Origin of the sequence: Microbacterium sp. Beta, assembly GCF_005502545.1 — a bacterium.
Lineage (GTDB): Bacteria > Actinomycetota > Actinomycetes > Actinomycetales > Microbacteriaceae > Microbacterium > Microbacterium oxydans.
The window spans coordinates 35537-53736 of the sequence record NZ_SCOG01000014.1; the positions used below are offsets into that span (position 1 = coordinate 35537).

General features: G+C 69.8%; 14 protein-coding genes. 4 read left to right on the top strand and 10 right to left on the bottom strand.

The features are described 5' to 3' along the window. Nucleotides 1–51: 51 nt before the first annotated feature. Entirely contained in the window at nt 52–1287 is a 1236-nt protein-coding gene (locus tag FFS56_RS13660; protein WP_046748813.1) for an acyl-CoA dehydrogenase family protein, read from the top strand. Nucleotides 1288–1309: 22 nt separating this feature from the next. Here FFS56_RS13660 and FFS56_RS13665 read toward each other — a convergent pair whose 3' ends face one another. Beyond that, nucleotides 1310–2599 carry an MFS transporter gene (locus tag FFS56_RS13665; RefSeq protein ID WP_046748812.1) on the bottom strand — a complete coding sequence of 430 codons (1290 nt, stop codon included), beginning with the start codon at nt 2597–2599 and terminating at the stop codon, nt 1310–1312. A 54-nt stretch (nt 2600–2653) separates the two neighbouring features. Here FFS56_RS13665 and FFS56_RS13670 point away from each other — a divergent pair, with 54 nt between their 5' ends. Continuing rightward, nucleotides 2654–3451 (top strand): helix-turn-helix transcriptional regulator, encoded by a 798-nt coding sequence (locus FFS56_RS13670; RefSeq protein ID WP_127011899.1) that lies wholly within the window; start codon nt 2654–2656, stop codon nt 3449–3451. Here the strand turns inward: FFS56_RS13670 and FFS56_RS13675 are convergent. After that, nucleotides 3436–4017 (bottom strand): GNAT family N-acetyltransferase, encoded by a 582-nt coding sequence (locus tag FFS56_RS13675; protein ID WP_212742671.1) that lies wholly within the window; start codon nt 4015–4017, stop codon nt 3436–3438. The genes FFS56_RS13670 and FFS56_RS13675 overlap by 16 nt on opposite strands. Continuing rightward, complete coding sequence (locus tag FFS56_RS13680) at nt 4004–4462, bottom strand: hypothetical protein (protein WP_137772186.1); 459 nt, start codon at nt 4460–4462, stop codon at nt 4004–4006. The genes FFS56_RS13675 and FFS56_RS13680 overlap by 14 nt, the downstream gene beginning before the upstream one ends. A gap of 72 nt (nt 4463–4534) precedes the next feature. Here FFS56_RS13680 and FFS56_RS13685 point away from each other — a divergent pair, with 72 nt between their 5' ends. Further along, complete coding sequence (locus tag FFS56_RS13685; RefSeq protein WP_046748810.1) at nt 4535–5986, top strand: NAD(P)/FAD-dependent oxidoreductase; 1452 nt, start codon at nt 4535–4537, stop codon at nt 5984–5986. 44 nt (nt 5987–6030) lie between these two features. Then, nucleotides 6031–7074 carry an ATP-dependent DNA ligase gene (locus FFS56_RS13690; RefSeq protein ID WP_127011897.1) on the top strand — a complete coding sequence of 348 codons (1044 nt, stop codon included), beginning with the start codon at nt 6031–6033 and terminating at the stop codon, nt 7072–7074. 52 nt (nt 7075–7126) lie between these two features. Here FFS56_RS13690 and ligD read toward each other — a convergent pair whose 3' ends face one another. The 7 genes from ligD to FFS56_RS13725 all read right to left on the bottom strand — a co-directional run bounded on the left by ligD (nt 7127) and on the right by FFS56_RS13725 (nt 18149). Next, nucleotides 7127–8200, bottom strand: coding sequence for a non-homologous end-joining DNA ligase (gene ligD, locus FFS56_RS13695; RefSeq protein ID WP_127011896.1), 1074 nt, complete (start codon nt 8198–8200; stop codon nt 7127–7129). A gap of 86 nt (nt 8201–8286) precedes the next feature. Then, nucleotides 8287–9510, bottom strand: coding sequence for an SseB family protein (locus FFS56_RS13700; protein WP_052748786.1), 1224 nt, complete (start codon nt 9508–9510; stop codon nt 8287–8289). A 75-nt stretch (nt 9511–9585) separates the two neighbouring features. After that, nucleotides 9586–12057 carry a UvrD-helicase domain-containing protein gene (locus tag FFS56_RS13705; RefSeq protein WP_137772185.1) on the bottom strand — a complete coding sequence of 824 codons (2472 nt, stop codon included), beginning with the start codon at nt 12055–12057 and terminating at the stop codon, nt 9586–9588. A gap of 89 nt (nt 12058–12146) precedes the next feature. Further along, nucleotides 12147–12758, bottom strand: coding sequence for a LysE family translocator (locus tag FFS56_RS13710; protein WP_046748806.1), 612 nt, complete (start codon nt 12756–12758; stop codon nt 12147–12149). A 144-nt stretch (nt 12759–12902) separates the two neighbouring features. Beyond that, nucleotides 12903–16019, bottom strand: coding sequence for a lamin tail domain-containing protein (locus FFS56_RS13715; RefSeq protein WP_127011894.1), 3117 nt, complete (start codon nt 16017–16019; stop codon nt 12903–12905). Nucleotides 16020–16173: 154 nt separating this feature from the next. Beyond that, complete coding sequence (locus tag FFS56_RS13720; protein WP_046748804.1) at nt 16174–17193, bottom strand: ABC transporter; 1020 nt, start codon at nt 17191–17193, stop codon at nt 16174–16176. Next, nucleotides 17190–18149 (bottom strand): ABC transporter ATP-binding protein, encoded by a 960-nt coding sequence (locus FFS56_RS13725; RefSeq protein WP_046748803.1) that lies wholly within the window; start codon nt 18147–18149, stop codon nt 17190–17192. The genes FFS56_RS13720 and FFS56_RS13725 overlap by 4 nt, the downstream gene beginning before the upstream one ends. Nucleotides 18150–18200 lie beyond the last annotated feature (51 nt).

Below are 18200 nucleotides of genomic sequence, written 5' to 3' on the forward strand. Positions count from 1 at the left end.
CGTGGAACCCAGTATCGAGGAGTACGATACTTGGTGCCACGAAGGAGCCCCATGAGCACTGCAGCCTCCCCCTTCCCCGGCGAGCGCGTCTCGTCGTACGACATCACCGGACGTCAGGACAGCGACTACTACGCGGTCTTCACCGACATCCCCTCCGCCGACCGGGAGGCGTGGGACCGCGCGAAGGCCTACGTCGACGAGGTCGCCCCGCAGATGGCGGATGCCTGGGACCGTGCCGAGTACCCGCTCGATGCCGCACGCCGGATGGGCGAGATGGATCTCGTCGTCGACGGGGTCCAGCACCCGTCGCTCACGAGCCTGTCGCCCCTCGCCGCAGGCCTCGTGAACATGGAGATCTCCCGCGGTGACGGCTCGCTGGGCACGATCCTCGCGGTGCAGGGCGGACTCGCGTTGCGCACCCTGGCCCTGTTCGGCTCCCCCGCGCAACAGGAGCGATGGCTGACGGCCCTCGCCGACGGTTCGGTGCTCGGTTCGTTCGCTCTGACCGAGCCTGATCACGGCTCCGACTCGGTATCGCTGGAGACGGTCGCCCGCCGCGACGGGGAGAGCTGGGTCATCCGCGGCACGAAGAAGTGGATCGGCAACGGCGCCTCCGGCGGTGTCACCTTCGTCTGGGCGCGTGTCGACGACGAGGGCGCCGACGAGCACGGTGCCGTCCGGTGCTTCCTCGTCGAGCAGGACACCCCCGGCTACACCGGCACCGTGATCCGCGGCAAGGCCTCGCTGCGCGCCATCCACCAGGCCCACATCGAGCTCGACGACGTGCGGGTGCCGCTCGATGCCGTACTGCCGGGTACGAAGAGCTTCAAGGACGCATCGACCGTGCTCTACGCCACCCGCTCCGGTGTCGCCTGGTCGGCACTGGGGCACGCGACCGCCTGCTACGAAGCGGCGCTGGCCTACGCGACCCAGCGCGTGCAGTTCGGAAAGCCCCTGGCGAAGTTCCAGATGGTCCAGGAGCGCCTCACCCACATGCTCGAAGACCTCACAGCCATGCAGCTGTACTGCCGGCGCATGGCCGACCTCGAGACGGCCGGCGAGCTGCGTCCGACTCAGGCGTCGCTGGCGAAGTTCCACAACACGCGTGCCGCGCGCCGGATCGCCTCGACCGCCCGTGACCTGCTCGGCGGCAACGGCATCCTGCTCGAGAACGGCGTGATGCAGCACCTGGCCGATATCGAGGCGATCCACACCTACGAAGGCACCGAGAGCGTGCAGGCCCTGCTGCTCGGACGCGACATCACGGGGATGAGCGCCTTCGCCTGAGCCTCCGTCCGCGAGGACCGGTTCACCTGCGCCGCGCGCGCACGTGGCGCTCGCGACTCGCTGCCGCCCCGGCCACGGCCTGGACGCCGAGCAGCAGGACCAGCGCCACGACGGGGACGCCCCACCCTCCGACGGCAGCGTGCAGCACGCCAAGACCGATCGGGCCGAGCCCTGCCAGCAGGTAGCCGATCCCCTGGGCCATGGTCGACAGGTGCGCGGTGTGCTGTGCGTCGGGGGCACGCAGCACGATGTAGGTCAGCGACAGCGCGATGGCCGCACCCTGACCGAGTCCGAGGAGGGTCATCCACACCCAGGGCGCGGCTCCGCCCGGCGCGACCAGAAGGCCGATCAGACCTGCCGCGCACAGGAGTGCGGAGAGCAGGACGGGAAGCCAGCTCGGCCGCAGGTGTCGCAGCATCGTCGGCACAAGCAGCGCGGCGGCGATCCCCGGGAGACTCGAGTACGACAGCAGCAGTCCCGCCTCGGACACCGGCACGCCGGCGTCCTGCAGCATGGTCGGGATCCAGGTCAGCGCTGCGTAGTAGCTCAGACTCTGCAACCCCATGAATCCGGTGACCGCCCAGGCGACGGGATCACGCAGCAGAACCGACATCCGCGGCTCGTCTCGAGGCTCGACGATCGCATCCGCGGGAGCGCCTGTCGCGGGCGAGCGGACCGGCGCTCCCGGGACCCCGCGCAACGCCCACGGCAGCCACACCACCAGCGCGAGCACGGCGGGAATCGCCCAGACCGCGAGGGCACCACGCCAGGAACCGTCGAGAGCGGTCATGAAGGGCACCGTAAGGGCCGCAGCCGCCGCAGCACCGAGGAAGAGCGCGGTCGAGTACAGCCCCATCATGAGCCCGACGCGGTGGGCGAAGTCCTGCTTGATGACAGCGGGCATGCACACGTTCGCCACTGCGATGCCCGCGCCGACCAGCACAGTGCCGCCGAACAACGCCACGGGTGAGGGAAGCAGGCGGACGCCGATGCCGATCGCCACGACGACCATGGTCAGGGCGAGCAGCCGATGCAGGCCCACCCAGCGCGTCAGCGCCGGCGTCAGGAAGGCGAAGGCGCCGAACGCGAACACCGGGATCGTGGTCAGCAGTCCTGCCGCGGCTGCCGGGAGCCCGAGGCTCCGCTCCATCGCGGGGAGCACGGGCCCGACCGAGGCGACGCCCATGCGGAGGTTCAGCGCGATCAGGAGCAGGCCGACGCCGACATAGATCCCGGCGAGGACTCCACCACGACGAACGGACGGCGTCAGTGGGGTCGGGGCGGTGTCGAACGGTTCCTGCATGGTGGTCATGCTTCGAGTCCAGCATCCGCGCCGTGCGTCAGGAAACACGTACACTACAGTCTGATGTCGAATACCCGCCAATCTCGAATGGTCGACCTGCACCTGGTCGATTTCGACGCGCTGACCACTCTCCCCCTGGAGGGCGCCTACCGGTTCGCGCACGCCGAGACATCTCCGCGTCATGCTCATCCGCTCGGACATCTGGTGCATGCCGCCTCCGGTGTCCTCTCCCTGCTCACCGACGACGGAGCCTGGATCGCGCCCTCCACGCGCATGGCCTGGGTGCCCGCCGGCGCCGAGCATCGCCATCGTGCGCACGGTCGCACCGACATGCGCATCGTGCACCTGGACGACGAACTCGCAGCACTCCTGCCCTCCGCTCCTGCCGTTCTCGTCGCCACGCCTCTTGCGCGGGAGGCGCTGCTCGCGATGACGTCCGACCGCCCCCGCAGCTCCAGCGCACTGGACCATCTGCGTCATGTCGTCGTCGACGAGGCGGTGACGGCGCCGGAGCAGCCGCTGCATCTGCCGGAGCCCCGCGATCCGCGACTGCGCAGGGCGGCGCGCATCGTCGAGCACGACCTCGCCCGCCCCGTGCCGCTGGGTGAGCTCGGCATGCGCACCGGTACGGCCGAACGGACGCTGAGCCGCCTGTTCCAGCAGGAGACCGGGATGGGCTATCGGCAATGGCGTCTCCAGCTGCGGGTGCACCGCGCACTCGTCCTGCTCGCGGACGGAGCTTCGGTCACCGGGACGGCTGCCGCGTGCGGCTGGGCGACGACGAGCCAGTTCATCGAGCAGTTCACGCCGCTCGTCGGGATGACCCCCGGCCGATACCGACAGTCTCAGCCCGCGGTGTGAGACAGCTCCATGCACACGAGGCGCGCACGCTCGTCCCAGGACGGGACGCGTTCGAAGCCTCGCGATTCATAGAGGCGCACCGGCCCGGCCCGCCAGTCCCAGACCGACAGGCGCACCCGCGCGGCGCCGAGGTCGCGCGCGTCGTGGAGCGCGGCGTCGAGCAGTGCGGACCCGACGCCTCGGCCACGCACCTCCGGCACCGCCCACAAGCGCTTGATCTCGGCCACGTCGTCGCTCACGGAGAGCACGACGACCCCGACGACGCGATCGCCGAGCTGGGCCACACGCACGCGGTGACCCGCGTAGGCCGCTGAGGGGTGATCGATCTCGCGGCGATAGCGCTCGGGAAGTGCTCCGGAGGGATCGGGCGCGCTGCTGCCTTCCTGCTGCCTCTTCTCACGCTCGGTCTGCAGCAGATATGCCCGCACCGCAGCGCGGACCTCGTGCGCATCGGCTCCGGACAGGTCGGCGAGCCGGATCACCGGTCGATCCGCCTCGGGTCCGAGCGCGACGCTCACGCTCAGTCGCAGCCGCAGCCGCCGGACGGCGTCTTCACCATGAAGCACACGTCGCAGACGCCGTAGTCGCGCTCCTCGACGGGCTTCGGCGCCTTCTCCGCGCGGGGGGGGCGGAGACGCGAGGAGTCGTCGCACGCTTCGCCGCACGCTGCGGAGTCAGCGGGATGAACTCGCTCGGGTGACTGACGTAGAAGTACGGCGGGCGCCCCTCGCTGGGCTGCAGTCGCAACGGTGCGGAACCGACGATGAGTCGCTCGTCTTCCGTGAAGCCGTTCGTGTAGGTGCGGCCGATGTGGAGGGACGCTCCCTCGCCACGACGGATCGCCTCGATGTATCGACCGCGGTCGATGAACGAGCTGATCCCGATGGCCTCGACGATCGCCGTGATGAACGCGTGGTTCGACGGGTCGATGCGGTGCGCGCGCAGCGCCTCCGGGAGCGAACGGTATGGACGGGAGGTGCCTGCGGGGGTCGGGCCCTGTACTTCTTTCATCCCTTCCAGGATCCCACGCCGCGAGGGGTGCGGCCGACCGTTTTCTCCTCGTATACGTGCCAAACTGACGTCATGGCTCAGGCGACGATCATCGGATCCGGCCCGAACGGCCTCGCGGCGGCGGTGTCGCTCGCTCGTGCCGGCTACACGGTGCGCGTCCTCGAAGGCGCGGACACGATCGGCGGCGGGGTCCGTACCCGCGAATCCACGCTCCCCGGCTTCCAGCACGACGTATGCTCCGCCGTGCACCCCGCTGCCCTCTCCTCTCCGTTCTTCCAGGCGTTCGGTCTCGATCGGCGGATCGAGTGGATCCGGCCGGAGGCGTCCTACGCGCATCCCCTCGACGACGGACGTGCGGCGGTGGCATGGCGCGATATCGATCGCACGGCGGCACAGCTCGGCGTCGACGGCGGAGCCTGGCTGTCCCGACTGCGGCCTCTGAGCCGGCACATCGAGGGGGTCGTCGACTTCACGGGCAATCAGCTGCTCCGGATCCCGCGCGATCCGGTGACCGCCGTGCGCTACGCCCTGCGGATGCTGGATCAGGGCACGCCCCTGGCCGCCGCGGCATTCCGCACGGAGGAGGCCGCCGCACTGATGTCGGGGGTGGTGGCGCACGCGAACTCCCCGCAGCCGTCGCTAGCGGGCGCTGCCGCAGGGCTGCTGCTCGCCGCACTCGGTCACGCGGGAGGCTGGCCCTATCCGCGCGGTGGTGCGCAGCGCATCGCCGACGCCATGGTCGCCGACCTCGAACACCACGGCGGCACCATCGAGGCGAGCACCCCCGTCTCCGATCTCGCGACGCTGGACTGGGGCGACCCGCAGCGCGGCGACCTGCTGCTGCTCAACACCTCGCCGCGACTCGCACTCACGCACCCCGACGTCCCCGCAGGCTACGCCCGCTCCGTCCGCTCCTATCGCTACGGCCCGGGTGCCGCGAAGGTCGACTTCGCCCTCGACGGCCCGGTTCCGTGGACGAACCCCGACGTCGCCGGCGCACCCACCGTGCACCTGGGGGGCACCCGCGCGGAGGTCTGGGCGAGTGAGAACGCCGTCGCCGCAGGCCACGTGAGCGATCGCCCCTACGTGCTCGCCGTGCAGCCCTCTGTCCTCGACGACTCCCGTGCTCCCGCCGGGAAGGCCGTGTTCTGGGCCTACATCCACGTCCCTCCGGGCTCCGACCTCGACCCCACAGAGCTCATCACCGCGCAGGTGGAGCGCTACGCCCCGGGTTTCCGCGACCTGATCCTGGCGCATCACGCGGTGCCGGCGTCGTCGCGGGAGGCGATCAACCCGACCGAGATCGGCGGCGACATCTCCGGCGGAGTGTTCGACATCCGTCAGGCGCTGCGTCGCCCGGTGCTCTCCCCCGCCCCGTGGCGCACCCCGATGCAGGGCGTGTATCTGGCCTCCGCCTCGACGCCCCCCGGTCCGTCCGTGAACGGGATGGCCGGTTGGCACGCCGCTCGCACCGCGCTGCGGGATGCGGGAGAACCCGCGGCGCTCTCCGACCTGTACGGCTGACCGCCCCTCTTCCCTCGCCGATCACGCGCAGCCAGGATGGGAGCATGCGCTACGACATCCCCGCGCCGATGCTCGCCAAAGCGGTGCCCGCGGTGCCCGACCCCGCGAAGACCCCGGGTGGGCTGCTGTACGAACCGAAGTGGGACGGCTTCCGCGGACTCATCGCGTGGGACGGCGAGACGGTGGAGATCGGCTCGCGGGGCGCCAAACCGCTGACCCGCTACTTCCCCGAACTGGTCGATGCGATCCCCCAGCTGCTGCCTGAACCGTGTCTGCTCGACGGAGAGATCGTCGTCGCCACCGGTCCGCACGGATCGCAGCGACTGGACTGGGAGGCGCTGAGCCAGCGCATCCATCCCGCCGCCTCGCGCGTGGCGAAGCTCGCCGTCGAGACACCGGCGATGTTCATCGCCTTCGATCTGCTCGCCGCCGGCGAGGACGATCTGCTCACCCAGTCGTTCGAGACCAGAAGAGTGCGCCTCGAGACGCTCCTGGAGACCGTCGAGCACCCGCTGCACCTCACCCGCGCGACCCGCGATCGCGAAGCCGCGGTGCGCTGGCTGGCCGAGTTCGAGGGAGCCGGACTCGACGGCGTCGTGGCGAAACCGCTCGATCAGCCCTACGCACCCGGCAAGCGCACGCTCTTCAAGATCAAGCACGCCCGCACAGCCGACGTGGTCGCGCTCGGCTACCGCGTCCACAAGTCCGGCTCGGGCGTCGGCTCCCTCCTGGTCGGGCTGTACGACGAGGACGGGACTCTTCGCCAGGTCGGCGGTGTGGCGGCGTGGAGCGATGCCCGTCGGCAAGAACTCGTCGAGGAGCTCGCCCCGCTGGTCGAGCGCGATGAGGCGGGCGAAGCCGTGACCGCGGAGGGCGAGCGATCGCGGTTCAGCGGATCGAAGGATGTCTCGTTCGTGCGGTTGCGTCCTGAGCGCGTGCTCGAGGTGCGATACGACCAGCTCGAAGGCGCTCGCTTCCGTCACACCGTGCAGTTCGAGCGCTGGCGGCCCGATCGCGATGCCCGCTCGTGCACCTACGAGCAGCTGGAGACCGTCGCGGGCTACGACCTCGCAGACGTCCTGAGCTGAAAAGCGCTAGCTGAAACCGTCGTGCGCTGACATCCCAGACTCGACGGCGGGGTCAGCCCTTCTCGGCCGGGGTGCCGTCGTCGTCCCAGTTCGCCGCGACCTTCTTGCTCGGCTGCACCCGCGGGGGCTCGCCGGGCATCTTCGGGAACTCCGGCGGGAAGGGCAGCTCGCCCAGCCCGTTCTCCTTGTCGCGCTCCCACCACTCCAGCAGCGTGTCGATGCGTCCTGGGCTGTCCTGCAGCGATGCCCACGGATCGCCGATGTCATCGAGGCGCTTCGGAATGCTCCGGACGGTGAACGCCGTCGGGTCGAGGCCGTCGAGTTCCTCCCACGCCACCGGTGTCGAGACGGTCGCTCCCGGCAGGGCACGCGGGCTGTAGGCGCCCGCCATCGTGCGGTCGCGGTTGGCCTGGTTGAAGTCGACGAAGATGCGCTCGCCCCGCTCCTCCTTCCACCAGTTCGTCGTGACCTGCTCGGGCATCCGCCGCTCGAGCTCGCGTCCGGCGGCGATCACCGCGTGACGCACATCCAGGAACTCGTGAGTCGGTTCGATCGGCGCGAACACATGCAGCCCGCGGTTGCCGCTCGTCTTGGCGAAGGCCTCGAGTCCGGCCTCGCGGAGCACCTCGCGCAGCGTGTGGGCGGCTGTCACGGCGTCTGCGAAGTCGGTGCCCGGCTGCGGGTCGAGGTCGATGCGCAGTTCGACGGGATCGTCGGGGTCGGAGGCGAGCGATGCCCACGGGTGGAACACGATCGTGTTCATCTGGACCGCCCAGACGATCGCGCTGGCGCGGTTCAGGACGATCTGCGGGTGTCGACGCCCGCTGTTGTAGGTGACGGTCACGGCATCGACGAAATCCGGCGTCCCCTTGGGCGGGTTCTTCGAGAAGAAGCCCTCCGCTCTGGCCCCTCCGGAGGGGCCGATACCGTCACGGAACCGTTCCAGCGACACCGGGCGGTTGCCGTTGGCGGCCAGGAAAGGGCCGGCGACCAGCTGCACGTACTCGGCCAGTTCCGCCTTGGTGATGCCGAGGTCGGGCCACACCACGCGATTCGGGCTGGAGAGCGCGACCTCGCGCTCTCCGTCGAGGTCGGCGACGGTCAGGGTCACGCGTTCTGAGGCCATGTTCCGACCCTAGGGTGCAGCCAGGACGGACGGAACCCCGCTCGCTCCGCAGCGCGCGGGGGCCGGATCAGGTCAGCAGATCTGGGTCAGTCGCCGAGGTCGACGGCGAGGACCAGGACCGGCGTGAGCGCATCCCGTTCGACGACGATGGAGGGACCGGCCGAGTCGACGATCACCCCGGCGATGTCGGCGTGACTGGTGAGCACCTTCGCGAGCTGCTCGGGTGCGAACGGGAGCGGTCGGTCGCCGCGGCCGAGGGCGATGACCTCGAGCGGGTGCGAGAAGAGCTGCAGGAATCGGCGTCCGTCCGTCGTCTGGGCTTCGGCGATGCCGACGGGGCCGCCGCCGGAACCGTCGTTGACGGCGACCCACATCCGCGTGGTCGCGAGTGCCTCCCCGACCTTGACGGCCGAGTCCTGCTCGCGAGGGGCTGCGAGGATGCTCTTCACCGTCATGTCGACGTCGGCCTGCTCGAGAGTCTTCTGCAGGAGCTCGGTCGGGAAGACCACGCGGTGCGGAGCCGAGGCGTTGTCGACGATGAGGCCGGCGAAGTCACCGGACACGACCTGCTGCAGCACCGAGGTGACCGGCTGAGCGACCGCCGAGGTCGACGAGGGGTCGGCCTCGAGCTGCACGGAATCACGCACGGCGCCCGCCGAGCTGAACGCCAGCATGTACTGGCGGTCCTCGCTGTCTCGGACGACCGCGACCGAAAGGGCCTTGCCCTCGCTGATCTGTGCACGCGCGTCGCCGTTCACGCGGATGTAGAGGTGCCCCTGGAGCGCCTGACGCATGACCCCGAGCAGCTGATCGTTGGTCGCGCCGGCTTCGATCTCGGTGAGCGCTTCACGCAGCAGGACGTTGTCCTTCATGCCGGGGACCGTCTCGGTCTGCTCCGGCGGCAGCGCGGACGCGAGGGGCAGGCGCCGCTCCTCGGGCGCCTCGGGCCGGGTGGCAGGACGCGGCGGGGTCTGCGGCGCGGCCGGAGCTGCGGGCGGCGTCTGCGGGTTCGACGGCGCGTCGGAGGACGGCAGCTCGACCTCAGGACCCGCTTCCGCACCGACGCCTCGGAACGCCTGCACCGAGATCCCGATCGACGGCGCCGCAGCGGGCTGCTCGTCGACGGTGCTGTCCGACGTCGCGCTGTTCGACGTCACGCTGTCGGACGTCGCGCTCTCTGACGCCGTGCCTTCGGAGAGCGCACTCTCGGCGGGATGGTCATCCCCCTGCGCTGTGCGGGGCTCGACGGCCTCGGCGGTGGGGGCGACGGCATCGTCACCGGACTTCTTGCGGCGGGAGAAGAGGGCCATATGAGCCAGCCTAACCGGCAATCCGCACGGCGCTCCCTCCCGAGGCTCCGCCGACGCGGGCGCACCGGGACGGGGTCAGATCTTCTCGATCGGCGCGACCTTGATGAGGAGCTTCTTCTGTCCCGCCGAGTCGAACCGCACGTGAGCGATGCGCTTCGCGCCCTCGCCGGTCACCGCGTCCACCCGTCCTTCACCGAAGTCGACGTGACGGATGCGGTCGCCCGCGGCGAGTTCGAGGTCGCCGTTGTCGCGCATCTTGTCCGTGACTCTGTTGGGGAACTTGTCCATGGCGGTCGACAGCGGCTTCAAGGAGTCTCGCCCCGGCAACGACTTCACCGCGAAGCGATCTCCGGAGCCCGATCCGCCGAAACCGCCCTGACGACGGGCGTTCAGCGCACGAGACTGCATCCCGCCGCGCGAGTTGACGTCGCCCGGGGACTGCCGCCAGTCGATCAGGTTCGCGGGGATCTCCTGCAGGAAGCGGCTGGGCATCGCGACCGTGACCTCGCCGAACTGCGCGCGGGTCATCGCCAAGGACAGGTGCAGGCGCTTGCGGGCGCGGGTGATCCCCACGTAGAACAGTCGACGCTCCTCCTGCGGCCCTCCGGGCTCTCCCGCCGAGATGCGGTGCGGGATGAGGTCTTCCTCCACGCCGGTGACGAACACCGCGTCGTACTCCAGGCCCTTGGCGGTGTGCATCGTCATGAGCGATACGGAGCCGGATTCGTCGTCGAGATCGTCGGCGTCGGACACCAGGGCGACCTCGGTCAGGAAGTCGGTGATGGTGCCCTCGGGGTTGTTCCGGGCGAAGTCGCGCGTGACGGCGACGAATTCGTCGAGGTTCTCGACGCGTGCCTCGTCCTGCGGGTCGCGGCTGGCTCGCAGCGCGTCGAGGTAGCCGCTCTTCGACAGCAGCAGGCTGAGCCCATCGGCCACCGAGGTGGGCGGCGGCACTTCGCCCGTCGCCGGCAGCATGATCGCCGTCGCTTCGGCGAGCGCCGCGTCGAGCTGCGCGATCGCGGCCTGGATCTTCGGGCCGACGCCGAGCTGGCCAGGAAGCGACAGGGCGTCTCGGAACGAGATCCCGTGTTCCTCTGCGAAGCGGGCGATCGCCGTCTCCGTGACATCGCCGATGCCGCGCCGCGGCTTGTTGAGGATGCGGCGGACGGACATCTCGTCAGCGGGGTTGGCGACAGCGACGAGATAGGCGAGCGCGTCCTTGATCTCGGCGCGCTCGTAGAACTTCGTGCCGCCCATGATCTTGTACGGCACAGCGGAGCGGATGAAGATCTCCTCCAGCGCGCGGGACTGCGAGTTCGTGCGATAGAAGACGGCCATCTCCGAGTACGGCATCCCCTTGCGGTGGAGTGCCTCGACCTCGTCGGCGACGAACTGCGCCTCGTCGTGCTGGGAATACCCAGTGAAGCCGATGATGGCGTCACCGTCGCCCTTGTCGCTCCAGAGCTTCTTGTCCTTGCGGTCGAAGTTGTTGCCGATCACGGCGTTCGCGGCGGACAGGATGTTCTGGGTGGAACGGTAGTTCTGCTCGAGCAGCACCACCTTCGCTCCGGGGAAGTCGCGTTCGAACTCGCTGATGTTGCGGATGTCGGCACCACGGAAGGCGTAGATCGACTGGTCCGAGTCACCGACGACCGTGAGCGACGCCCCGGCCTCACCGGCGCCCGGTGCCGGCTCGGGGTCGGGCTCGAAGATCATCATGCCGTTCGAGGCATATGGCTCCGATGCCGCACCCGCGCCCGACACCGGCCGGGTGAGCTCGTGGATGAGCGCGTACTGGGCGTGGTTGGTGTCCTGGTACTCGTCGACCAGGATGTGCCGGAACCGGCGGCGATAGGTGTCCGCCACCTGGGGGAAGGCGCGGAACAGGTAGACGGTCTGGCCGATCAGATCATCGAAGTCGAAGGCGTTGGCCTTCTGCAGCTGCCGCTGGTAGTCGGCGAACACCTCGACGAATACGCGCTCGGCGGGATCCGACATGTTGGCCTGACGCGCATAGCCCTCGGCATCGGACAGCTCGTTCTTCAGCTTGGAGATGCGACCCTGCACCGCGGCGGGGGTGAGCCCGTACGCATCGGCCTCGTGCTCCTTCACGAGTCGCTTGATGAGCGCGCGCGAGTCGCCGGAGTCGTAGATGGTGAAGTTCTTGGTGAATCCGAACTGCTGGGCCTCGCGACGCAGGATGCGCACGCATGCGGAGTGGAAGGTCGAGATCCACATGCCGCGCGCGGCGTCGCCGATGAGCCCTTCGACACGCTCGCGCATCTCGCCGGCGGCCTTGTTCGTGAAGGTGATCGCGAGGATCTGGCTCGGCCACGCCTCCCGACTGCGCAGCAGCGAGGCGATGCGGCGGGTGAGCACGCTGGTCTTGCCCGATCCGGCGCCCGCGACGATCAGCAGCGCCGGGCCGCGATAGGTGACGGCCTCGAGCTGCTGAGGGTTGAGGCCGGCGAGGAGATCGTCCTGCCCCGGGGTTCCCGACGAGCGAGGACCGGCTGTGGAGGGGACGATGAGAGGAGCTTCGGTCATGGCCCTACGAGTCTAGGCGTCGGCACCGACACCACGGCACGGAACCTCGCCTCCCCGGAGGCGTGCAGCGACTGCGCGTGCAGGTGACGCTACCGGGTCTCCAGCGCAAGGCGTCCGGCCAGGAGCACGTAGGTCGCGGCGAAGGAGCGGCGCAACCAGGTCACGACCCTCGGCCGCCCCAGCACCTGGGTGCGCATCGTGGCGGCGAAGATGCCGTACAGCGCGAAGACCACGAAGGTGAGGGCCATGAACACGAGGCTGAGTCCTGCCATCTGCCAGGCGGCGTCCGGCGCCTGCGACGGCACGAACTGAGGGAGGAAGGCGAAGAAGAAGATCGTGAGCTTCGGGTTGAGCACGTTGATGAGCACCGCCGTGCCGATCACGCGCCACGACGAGCGCGGAGCAGGATCCTCTTCGGCCTGGATCAGCGACTTGTCGCGCAGCGTCTGCCAGGCGAGGAAGAGCAGATAGGCGATGCCGATCCACTTGATCGTCTCGAATGCCACGGCGGAGGCGTTCAGGATCGCGGCCAGCCCCGTGATCGCCGCGATCATGTGCGGGATGACGCCGAGCGTGCAGCCGAATGCGGCGATGATGCCCGCTCTGCGCCCACGGGAGATGCCCTCGGCGATGGAGTAGACGGCGCCGGTGCCGGGCGTCGCGACGATCACCAGCGTGGTCAGCAGGAATGCGATGCTCATCGACGTCCTCTCATGCGGTTCCCCGCGCTCACACCCTGTCTAGTCGGTCGGGCGTCGTGCGCGCACCCCCTGGAGGAAGATGGCGCGGGTGCGCGGGTGCGCGGGTGCGCGGGGGCACGAGCAGATCGCACCCCCGCTCACGACTCAGGCCCCGCGCCGCCGACGTCCCATCGTCGCCGCGCCGGCGGTGAGCAGCAGCAGCGCCAGGACTGCAGCCGCGAGGGGAAGCTCGGATCCGGTGGCCGCGAGCCCACCTGCGCCGGCTCCTGCACCGGCCCCTGCTCCCGCTCCCGCTTCCGCAGAGATCCGGATGTCGGCCCAGCCGAGGAGAGCGCCGCTCGCATCGAACACCGCGATCCGATGTGCCCCGAGCGGTGCATCCGCCGGGATCCTCACCGCGATGGTGCCGCCCTCCGCGAGCGCGCCCGTCGCGATACGCGTCGGATCGGAGTACATCCATATCGCGACGTCCGTGCCAGCGCCCTTCGCGTCGACGGTGATCGTGACCGTCTGGCCTCGCGTCGCGACCGCGGGATCGACGGTCAGACCACCGCGGTTGCCGTCGACGAGCTCCGTGCCGGGAAGCGGCGGGATCTCTCCTCCGGGAGTGCCGCCACCACCGGGGAGCGTCCCGGTGCGCAGCGCCTCCGAGGCGAAACCGTCGGCGAACCACCAGACCGGCCGCTGCCCGTCGACCGAAAGCGAGGCCGGCGCCGTGGCGAAGCCCTCGTTGTTGATGTCGGGCATTCCAGCCGGGCGGGCATAGTGCGCGATGCCCGGGTGTGCGGTGCCGTTCAGCGTGATCTCGGCCGAGCGCCCCTGACACCCGTCGTCGCACACCGCCCAGAGGCTGTCGCGCACGCTGTCGTAGTCGAGCGCCATCACTCCGGCGAGGCCGGGAGCGATCTCCGAGACCAGCGTCGCCGAGCCGTCGGAGCCGAGCGCGAAGGCGTACACATGACCGTTGTCCTCGACCGCGACGAGGAACAGCCCGCCCCCGTGTCCCGCGTAGTCCTTCGGGTCGTATGCGGCGCTCTTCCGGTCATCGAAGAGCTTTCCGGCGAGCGCGGAGTCCGGAACCCACTGCACAGCCTCCATGCCGAGGTTCGCCCCGACCGCAGGCAGCAGCGAGGTCAGGTCCCACTCCTGCTGGGCGACGAGATCGCCGGGCGAGGCGTCGGGGTCGACCTTCAGCACCACGTTCTGGTTCACGCCCTTGGCGCTGTTGTCTCGCTCGGATGCGACGTAGACGAAGCCGTCTCCGTCGACCGAGATGCCTTCGGTGTCTGGACCTGCGGCTCCCGGGTTCGCTGCATCCTTCTGGAAGCGCACCCGCTTGCCCGCGTCCCAGCCGTCGACCTTCGTGATCGAGCCGTCGGCGTGTGCTTCGAGCTTCCAGATGCGCCCCTCGCCGTTGTCGACCGCCCAGAGGAACGCCCCGTCGGCCGTCTCCTGCACGTCGAGACCAGAGCTGTCCTCGAGGAACGTCGGGATGCTGTCCACCACGCGCACCTCGGCGGAGCCTGGCCACGTTCCCACGGCGACCTCGCCGGCACAGACGTTCGCGACACCCTTCGTGGAAGCAGCGGTGACGGCGAAGGCGCCGGTGGTGTCGGGGCAGCGGCCCCAGGTGGTCGCGGCGTGGCCATCGCCCCACGAGGTCGAGTCCACGAGCAGATCTCCGTCGAACACCCGCACCGCATCGCCCGCGCCGAGTCCGAAGCCGAGCTGAGCCCGCTCGATCACGAGGTACTCCCCCGCTCCGATCGTGGTGCCGTCCGCGATCGCGTAGGCGTGCGCGTCATCGTCGTCCTTCACCACGAGGCCCGACACATCGAGCGCGGCGTCCGTCGGGTTCACGAGCTCCACCCAATCGTCGGGCGAGCCGCCGTCGGACTCGACCTCGTTGATGCGCACCGGGTTGCCGCACGCGTTGCGCAGCCCCTTGGTCGAGACCGCGATGTCGACGAAGTCCCCGACGCCATCGGCACAGCGGGCGAGGACGCCGGCCGCGTGCGCGGTGTAGACGTGTTCATCGACCGTGTTGCCGTTCGCGTCGCGGATCGTCACGGTGTCGCCGTTACCGAGGCCGAAGACGAAGTTCTCCGGCTGGTCGAAGACGAAGTAGCCGCCCGGCTGCAGGATCGTCCCGGACGGGAGCGGCGTGGTCTCGGCGGCGTGCCCCGTCGGGTCGCTGTCCATCACGGTCCAGCCGGAGAGGTCGACCGCTGTGGCCCCGGTGTTGACGATCTCGACCCAGTCGGTGGTGTCGCCGTTCGACTCGATCTCGTTGATCACGACGTCGGGCATGACGCACGAGTTCGTCGCACCGGGAGTCGGGTGGGCGAGCACGAACGCCCCGACGCCGTCGGGGCAGCGAGCCAGGGTCGCCGCGGCGAAGTCGCCGTCGATCGCCGCGTGGCCCTGCCAGGGCAGCGTGTCGTCGATCATCGCGCCCGAGGCGTCATAGAGCCGGATGCGGTCGGCGCTGCCGATGCCGATCGGCTCGCGGAAGGCCACCTCGACGCCTCCGGAGAGGCCGATCGTCCCCTCCTCGACGACGAGGAACTGTCCCGCTCCGATCTGCGTTCCCGGAAGGAACTGCCAGCGGTGATCGTCGGAGTTGTCGCGGATCTCGTAGCCCGAGATATCGAGTGCTGCGGTGCCGGGGTTGAAGAACTCCACCCAGTCGGCCGGCTGCGAGTCGACCTCGTTGACGACGATGGAGCCGGCGACGGGAGCGACCGCGCAGTCGTTCGGCGCGCCCGGCGTGACCGTCGTCGCAGGTGCCCACGGCCCCGTCCCGTCGGGACAGCGTGCCCACACCGACAACGGCGCGGTGTTCTCGTACGCATAGGAGTCCGCTTCGGCGCCGCTCGGATCGAACAGCACGACCTCGTCGCCCTTGCCGAGTCCGAAGGCGAAGTCGACGTCTTTCACGAGCACCAGGAACTCCCCCGGTGCGAGAGACGTGCCATCCGGCGCCTTGCCGAAGCTGTCGCGCTTCTCGTCGGCGATGGTCCAGCCGGTGAGGTCGATCGTCTCGGCGCCGGCGTTGTAGAGCTCGACCTGATCGGCGAGGCCGCTAGCCGCGTCGTCGTAGACGATCTCGTTCAGCACGAGGCTCGGAGCAGCCGAGATCGCTTCGGTCGGACGGATGCCGGGATCGGCGCCGATCGCGACGGCGGGAGTGGCGAGCAGGGCGGCGGCGCTCAACGCGCACACCGCCGTGACCGCCGCTGCACGATGCATGCGGGGCATGGAGGACTCCTGGGTGGCTGGGCCGGCAGCCTCCGCGGGACGCGAGGACGGTCCGGACGGGACTCAGTCGGGTACCAGCCCAGACCAGCGACCCCGGATGGCCGCCGAGGATCCCTCGAGTGCACACCAGGTGAACAGGAGGTGGCGATTCCCGTCAGGCGATTCGCGTGCCAGGGGGCAGACGCCGGGCGGGGGTGCGGGTGCGCGCCCATGCCCCCGCGAACAGCGAGCCGGCGATGACGACCTGCACTCCGAGTCCGACGAACCAGCTCGGCACCGTCGATTCGATGACCTCTTGCGGTGTGCGGTATCCGCCATCGGGGTCACAGGCGTCCCAGCGCTGTTCGAGCGGCGACTGCTGGGCGCTGCGCAGGCCGTACTTGATCTGACCGAACAGGTCGACGGGGTAGCCACCGGTCGCATACTCGGTCGGGGTGGCATCGGCGAGCACGACGAAGGGGTTCGCCGACAGGGTCCACCAGACCAGATCGAATCGCGGCACCTCCTGCATGCTGTTCACCTCCCAGCGATCGCATTCGGGGTTGCCGTTCGCGTCGTACGGGCGGGAGTAGACGGTGGCCTCGCCGCGCACCGCCATGCCGCCGAGTCCGAACGCGATCAGCGTTCCGAACACGAGGGCGGCGACCACGAGATACGTCGTCGCCACCGAGAACAGCGGGCGCGCGATGAGACCGCTCAGGCCCACGCCGATCGCGGCGACGATGATGATCTCGGCCGCGAGCACGAGCAGGGAGACGAGCAGCACGACGGGGTTGGTGCCTCCGCCGAGCAGGGAGAGCCCGAGGAACGGAACCGCCACGACCAGGAAGGCACCGCCGGTGGCGACCGCAGCGACGAGCTTGCCCAGCATGATGTCACCGGTCGATGCGGCGGTCACCTGCACCGCGGCGAGGGTGGCGGCATCCCGATCGCCGTTGATCGCGTTGCCGCTGAGCGTCGGCGAGACGAGCACGACCAGCAGCAGGACGACGTTGACCACGATCGAGTACACGCCGGCGCCGATCGCGTCGCCCCACGAGTACACGGCGAAAGACAGAGCCGTGACGCCGAGCAGTACCAGAGCGAAGACGCCGAGCAGCACGTACCACCCGACGCTGCGCAGCCGCTGGGTCAGTTCCAGTCGGGCGATGATGCCGATGTTCGCGAGGCTCATGCGCCCGCCTCCGTTCCGGTGGGTGCTGGGGGCGGTGACGCCTGTTGCAGGTTCAGGAAGGTGTGCTCGAGCTGGCTCTGCGCCGGCGCGAACTCGACGACCGGGAGTCCCGCCTCGACGAGGTGCCGCAGTGCCTGCGCCGCAGCCCCCTCCCCTTCCAGGCGGACGAGCACGGCACCGCGATCCTGTCCGAGCGATTCGGGCGCAATGCCGAGGGTCGATGCCACCTGCCATGCGTCGGCCTTCGTCCGCTCCTCCGTCGCGCCGGCGAGACGCACCCGCCAGGCCCGCATCACGCGCTGTGCCGGCGCAGCGTCGACGACGGAGCCGGCGACGAGGAACACCGCGTCGTCGACGACCTCGTCCAGCTCGGAGAGGATGTGGCTGGAGATCAGCACGGTGCGCCCCTCGGCGGCGAGGCCGCGCAGCAGCACGCGCAACTGCACCCGCGCTTCGGGGTCGAGGCCGGAGGCCGGCTCATCGAGGAGAAGGACCTGCGGATCGTGCACGAGGGCACGCGCGAGTCCGAGCTTCTGCTTCTGGCCACGGGAGAGCACCTTGGCCGGGGAGTCAGCGAGGTCGGCCAGACCGACGAGGGCGAGCAGCTGCTGGGCGCGGACCTCGGCATCGGGCTTCTCGATCCCGTACAGACGGGAGGTCGTGACGATGGTCTCGCGAGCTGTGAGCGACGGCCAGGCGCCGAGCGCGTCCGGCATCCAGCCGAGCAGACGTCGCGCGGCGAGCGGGTCGACCGACGGGTCGACACCGCCGATGCTGATCGTCCCCGCGTCGGGAGCGAGCAGGGAGGCGAGCATCAGGAGCAGCGTCGTCTTGCCCGCACCGTTCGGACCAACGAGGCCGGTCACGCGCCCCGGCTCCGCACGAAGAGTGGCCCCCTTCACCGCCTGCACCGTCCCGAATGCTCTGCTGACGTCTTGCACAACGATTCCGGTCATGCGGTCAGTCTTGCATCCGCACACGGTCTCGGCCGGGACCTCCGGGCGGAT

Coding starts and splice junctions, on each gene's coding strand:
- FFS56_RS13720 (WP_046748804.1), bottom strand. CDS start 17,193: ATGAGCCTCGCGAACATCGGCATCATCGCCCGACTGGAACTGACCCAG.
- FFS56_RS13685 (WP_046748810.1), top strand. CDS start 4,535: ATGGCTCAGGCGACGATCATCGGATCCGGCCCGAACGGCCTCGCGGCG.
- FFS56_RS13665 (WP_046748812.1), bottom strand. CDS start 2,599: ATGACCACCATGCAGGAACCGTTCGACACCGCCCCGACCCCACTGACG.
- FFS56_RS13700 (WP_052748786.1), bottom strand. CDS start 9,510: ATGGCCCTCTTCTCCCGCCGCAAGAAGTCCGGTGACGATGCCGTCGCC.
- FFS56_RS13680 (WP_137772186.1), bottom strand. CDS start 4,462: ATGAAAGAAGTACAGGGCCCGACCCCCGCAGGCACCTCCCGTCCATAC.
- FFS56_RS13725 (WP_046748803.1), bottom strand. CDS start 18,149: ATGACCGGAATCGTTGTGCAAGACGTCAGCAGAGCATTCGGGACGGTG.
- FFS56_RS13690 (WP_127011897.1), top strand. CDS start 6,031: ATGCGCTACGACATCCCCGCGCCGATGCTCGCCAAAGCGGTGCCCGCG.
- FFS56_RS13715 (WP_127011894.1), bottom strand. CDS start 16,019: ATGCCCCGCATGCATCGTGCAGCGGCGGTCACGGCGGTGTGCGCGTTG.
- FFS56_RS13705 (WP_137772185.1), bottom strand. CDS start 12,057: ATGACCGAAGCTCCTCTCATCGTCCCCTCCACAGCCGGTCCTCGCTCG.
- FFS56_RS13670 (WP_127011899.1), top strand. CDS start 2,654: ATGTCGAATACCCGCCAATCTCGAATGGTCGACCTGCACCTGGTCGAT.
- ligD (WP_127011896.1), bottom strand. CDS start 8,200: ATGGCCTCAGAACGCGTGACCCTGACCGTCGCCGACCTCGACGGAGAG.
- FFS56_RS13710 (WP_046748806.1), bottom strand. CDS start 12,758: ATGAGCATCGCATTCCTGCTGACCACGCTGGTGATCGTCGCGACGCCC.
- FFS56_RS13660 (WP_046748813.1), top strand. CDS start 52: ATGAGCACTGCAGCCTCCCCCTTCCCCGGCGAGCGCGTCTCGTCGTAC.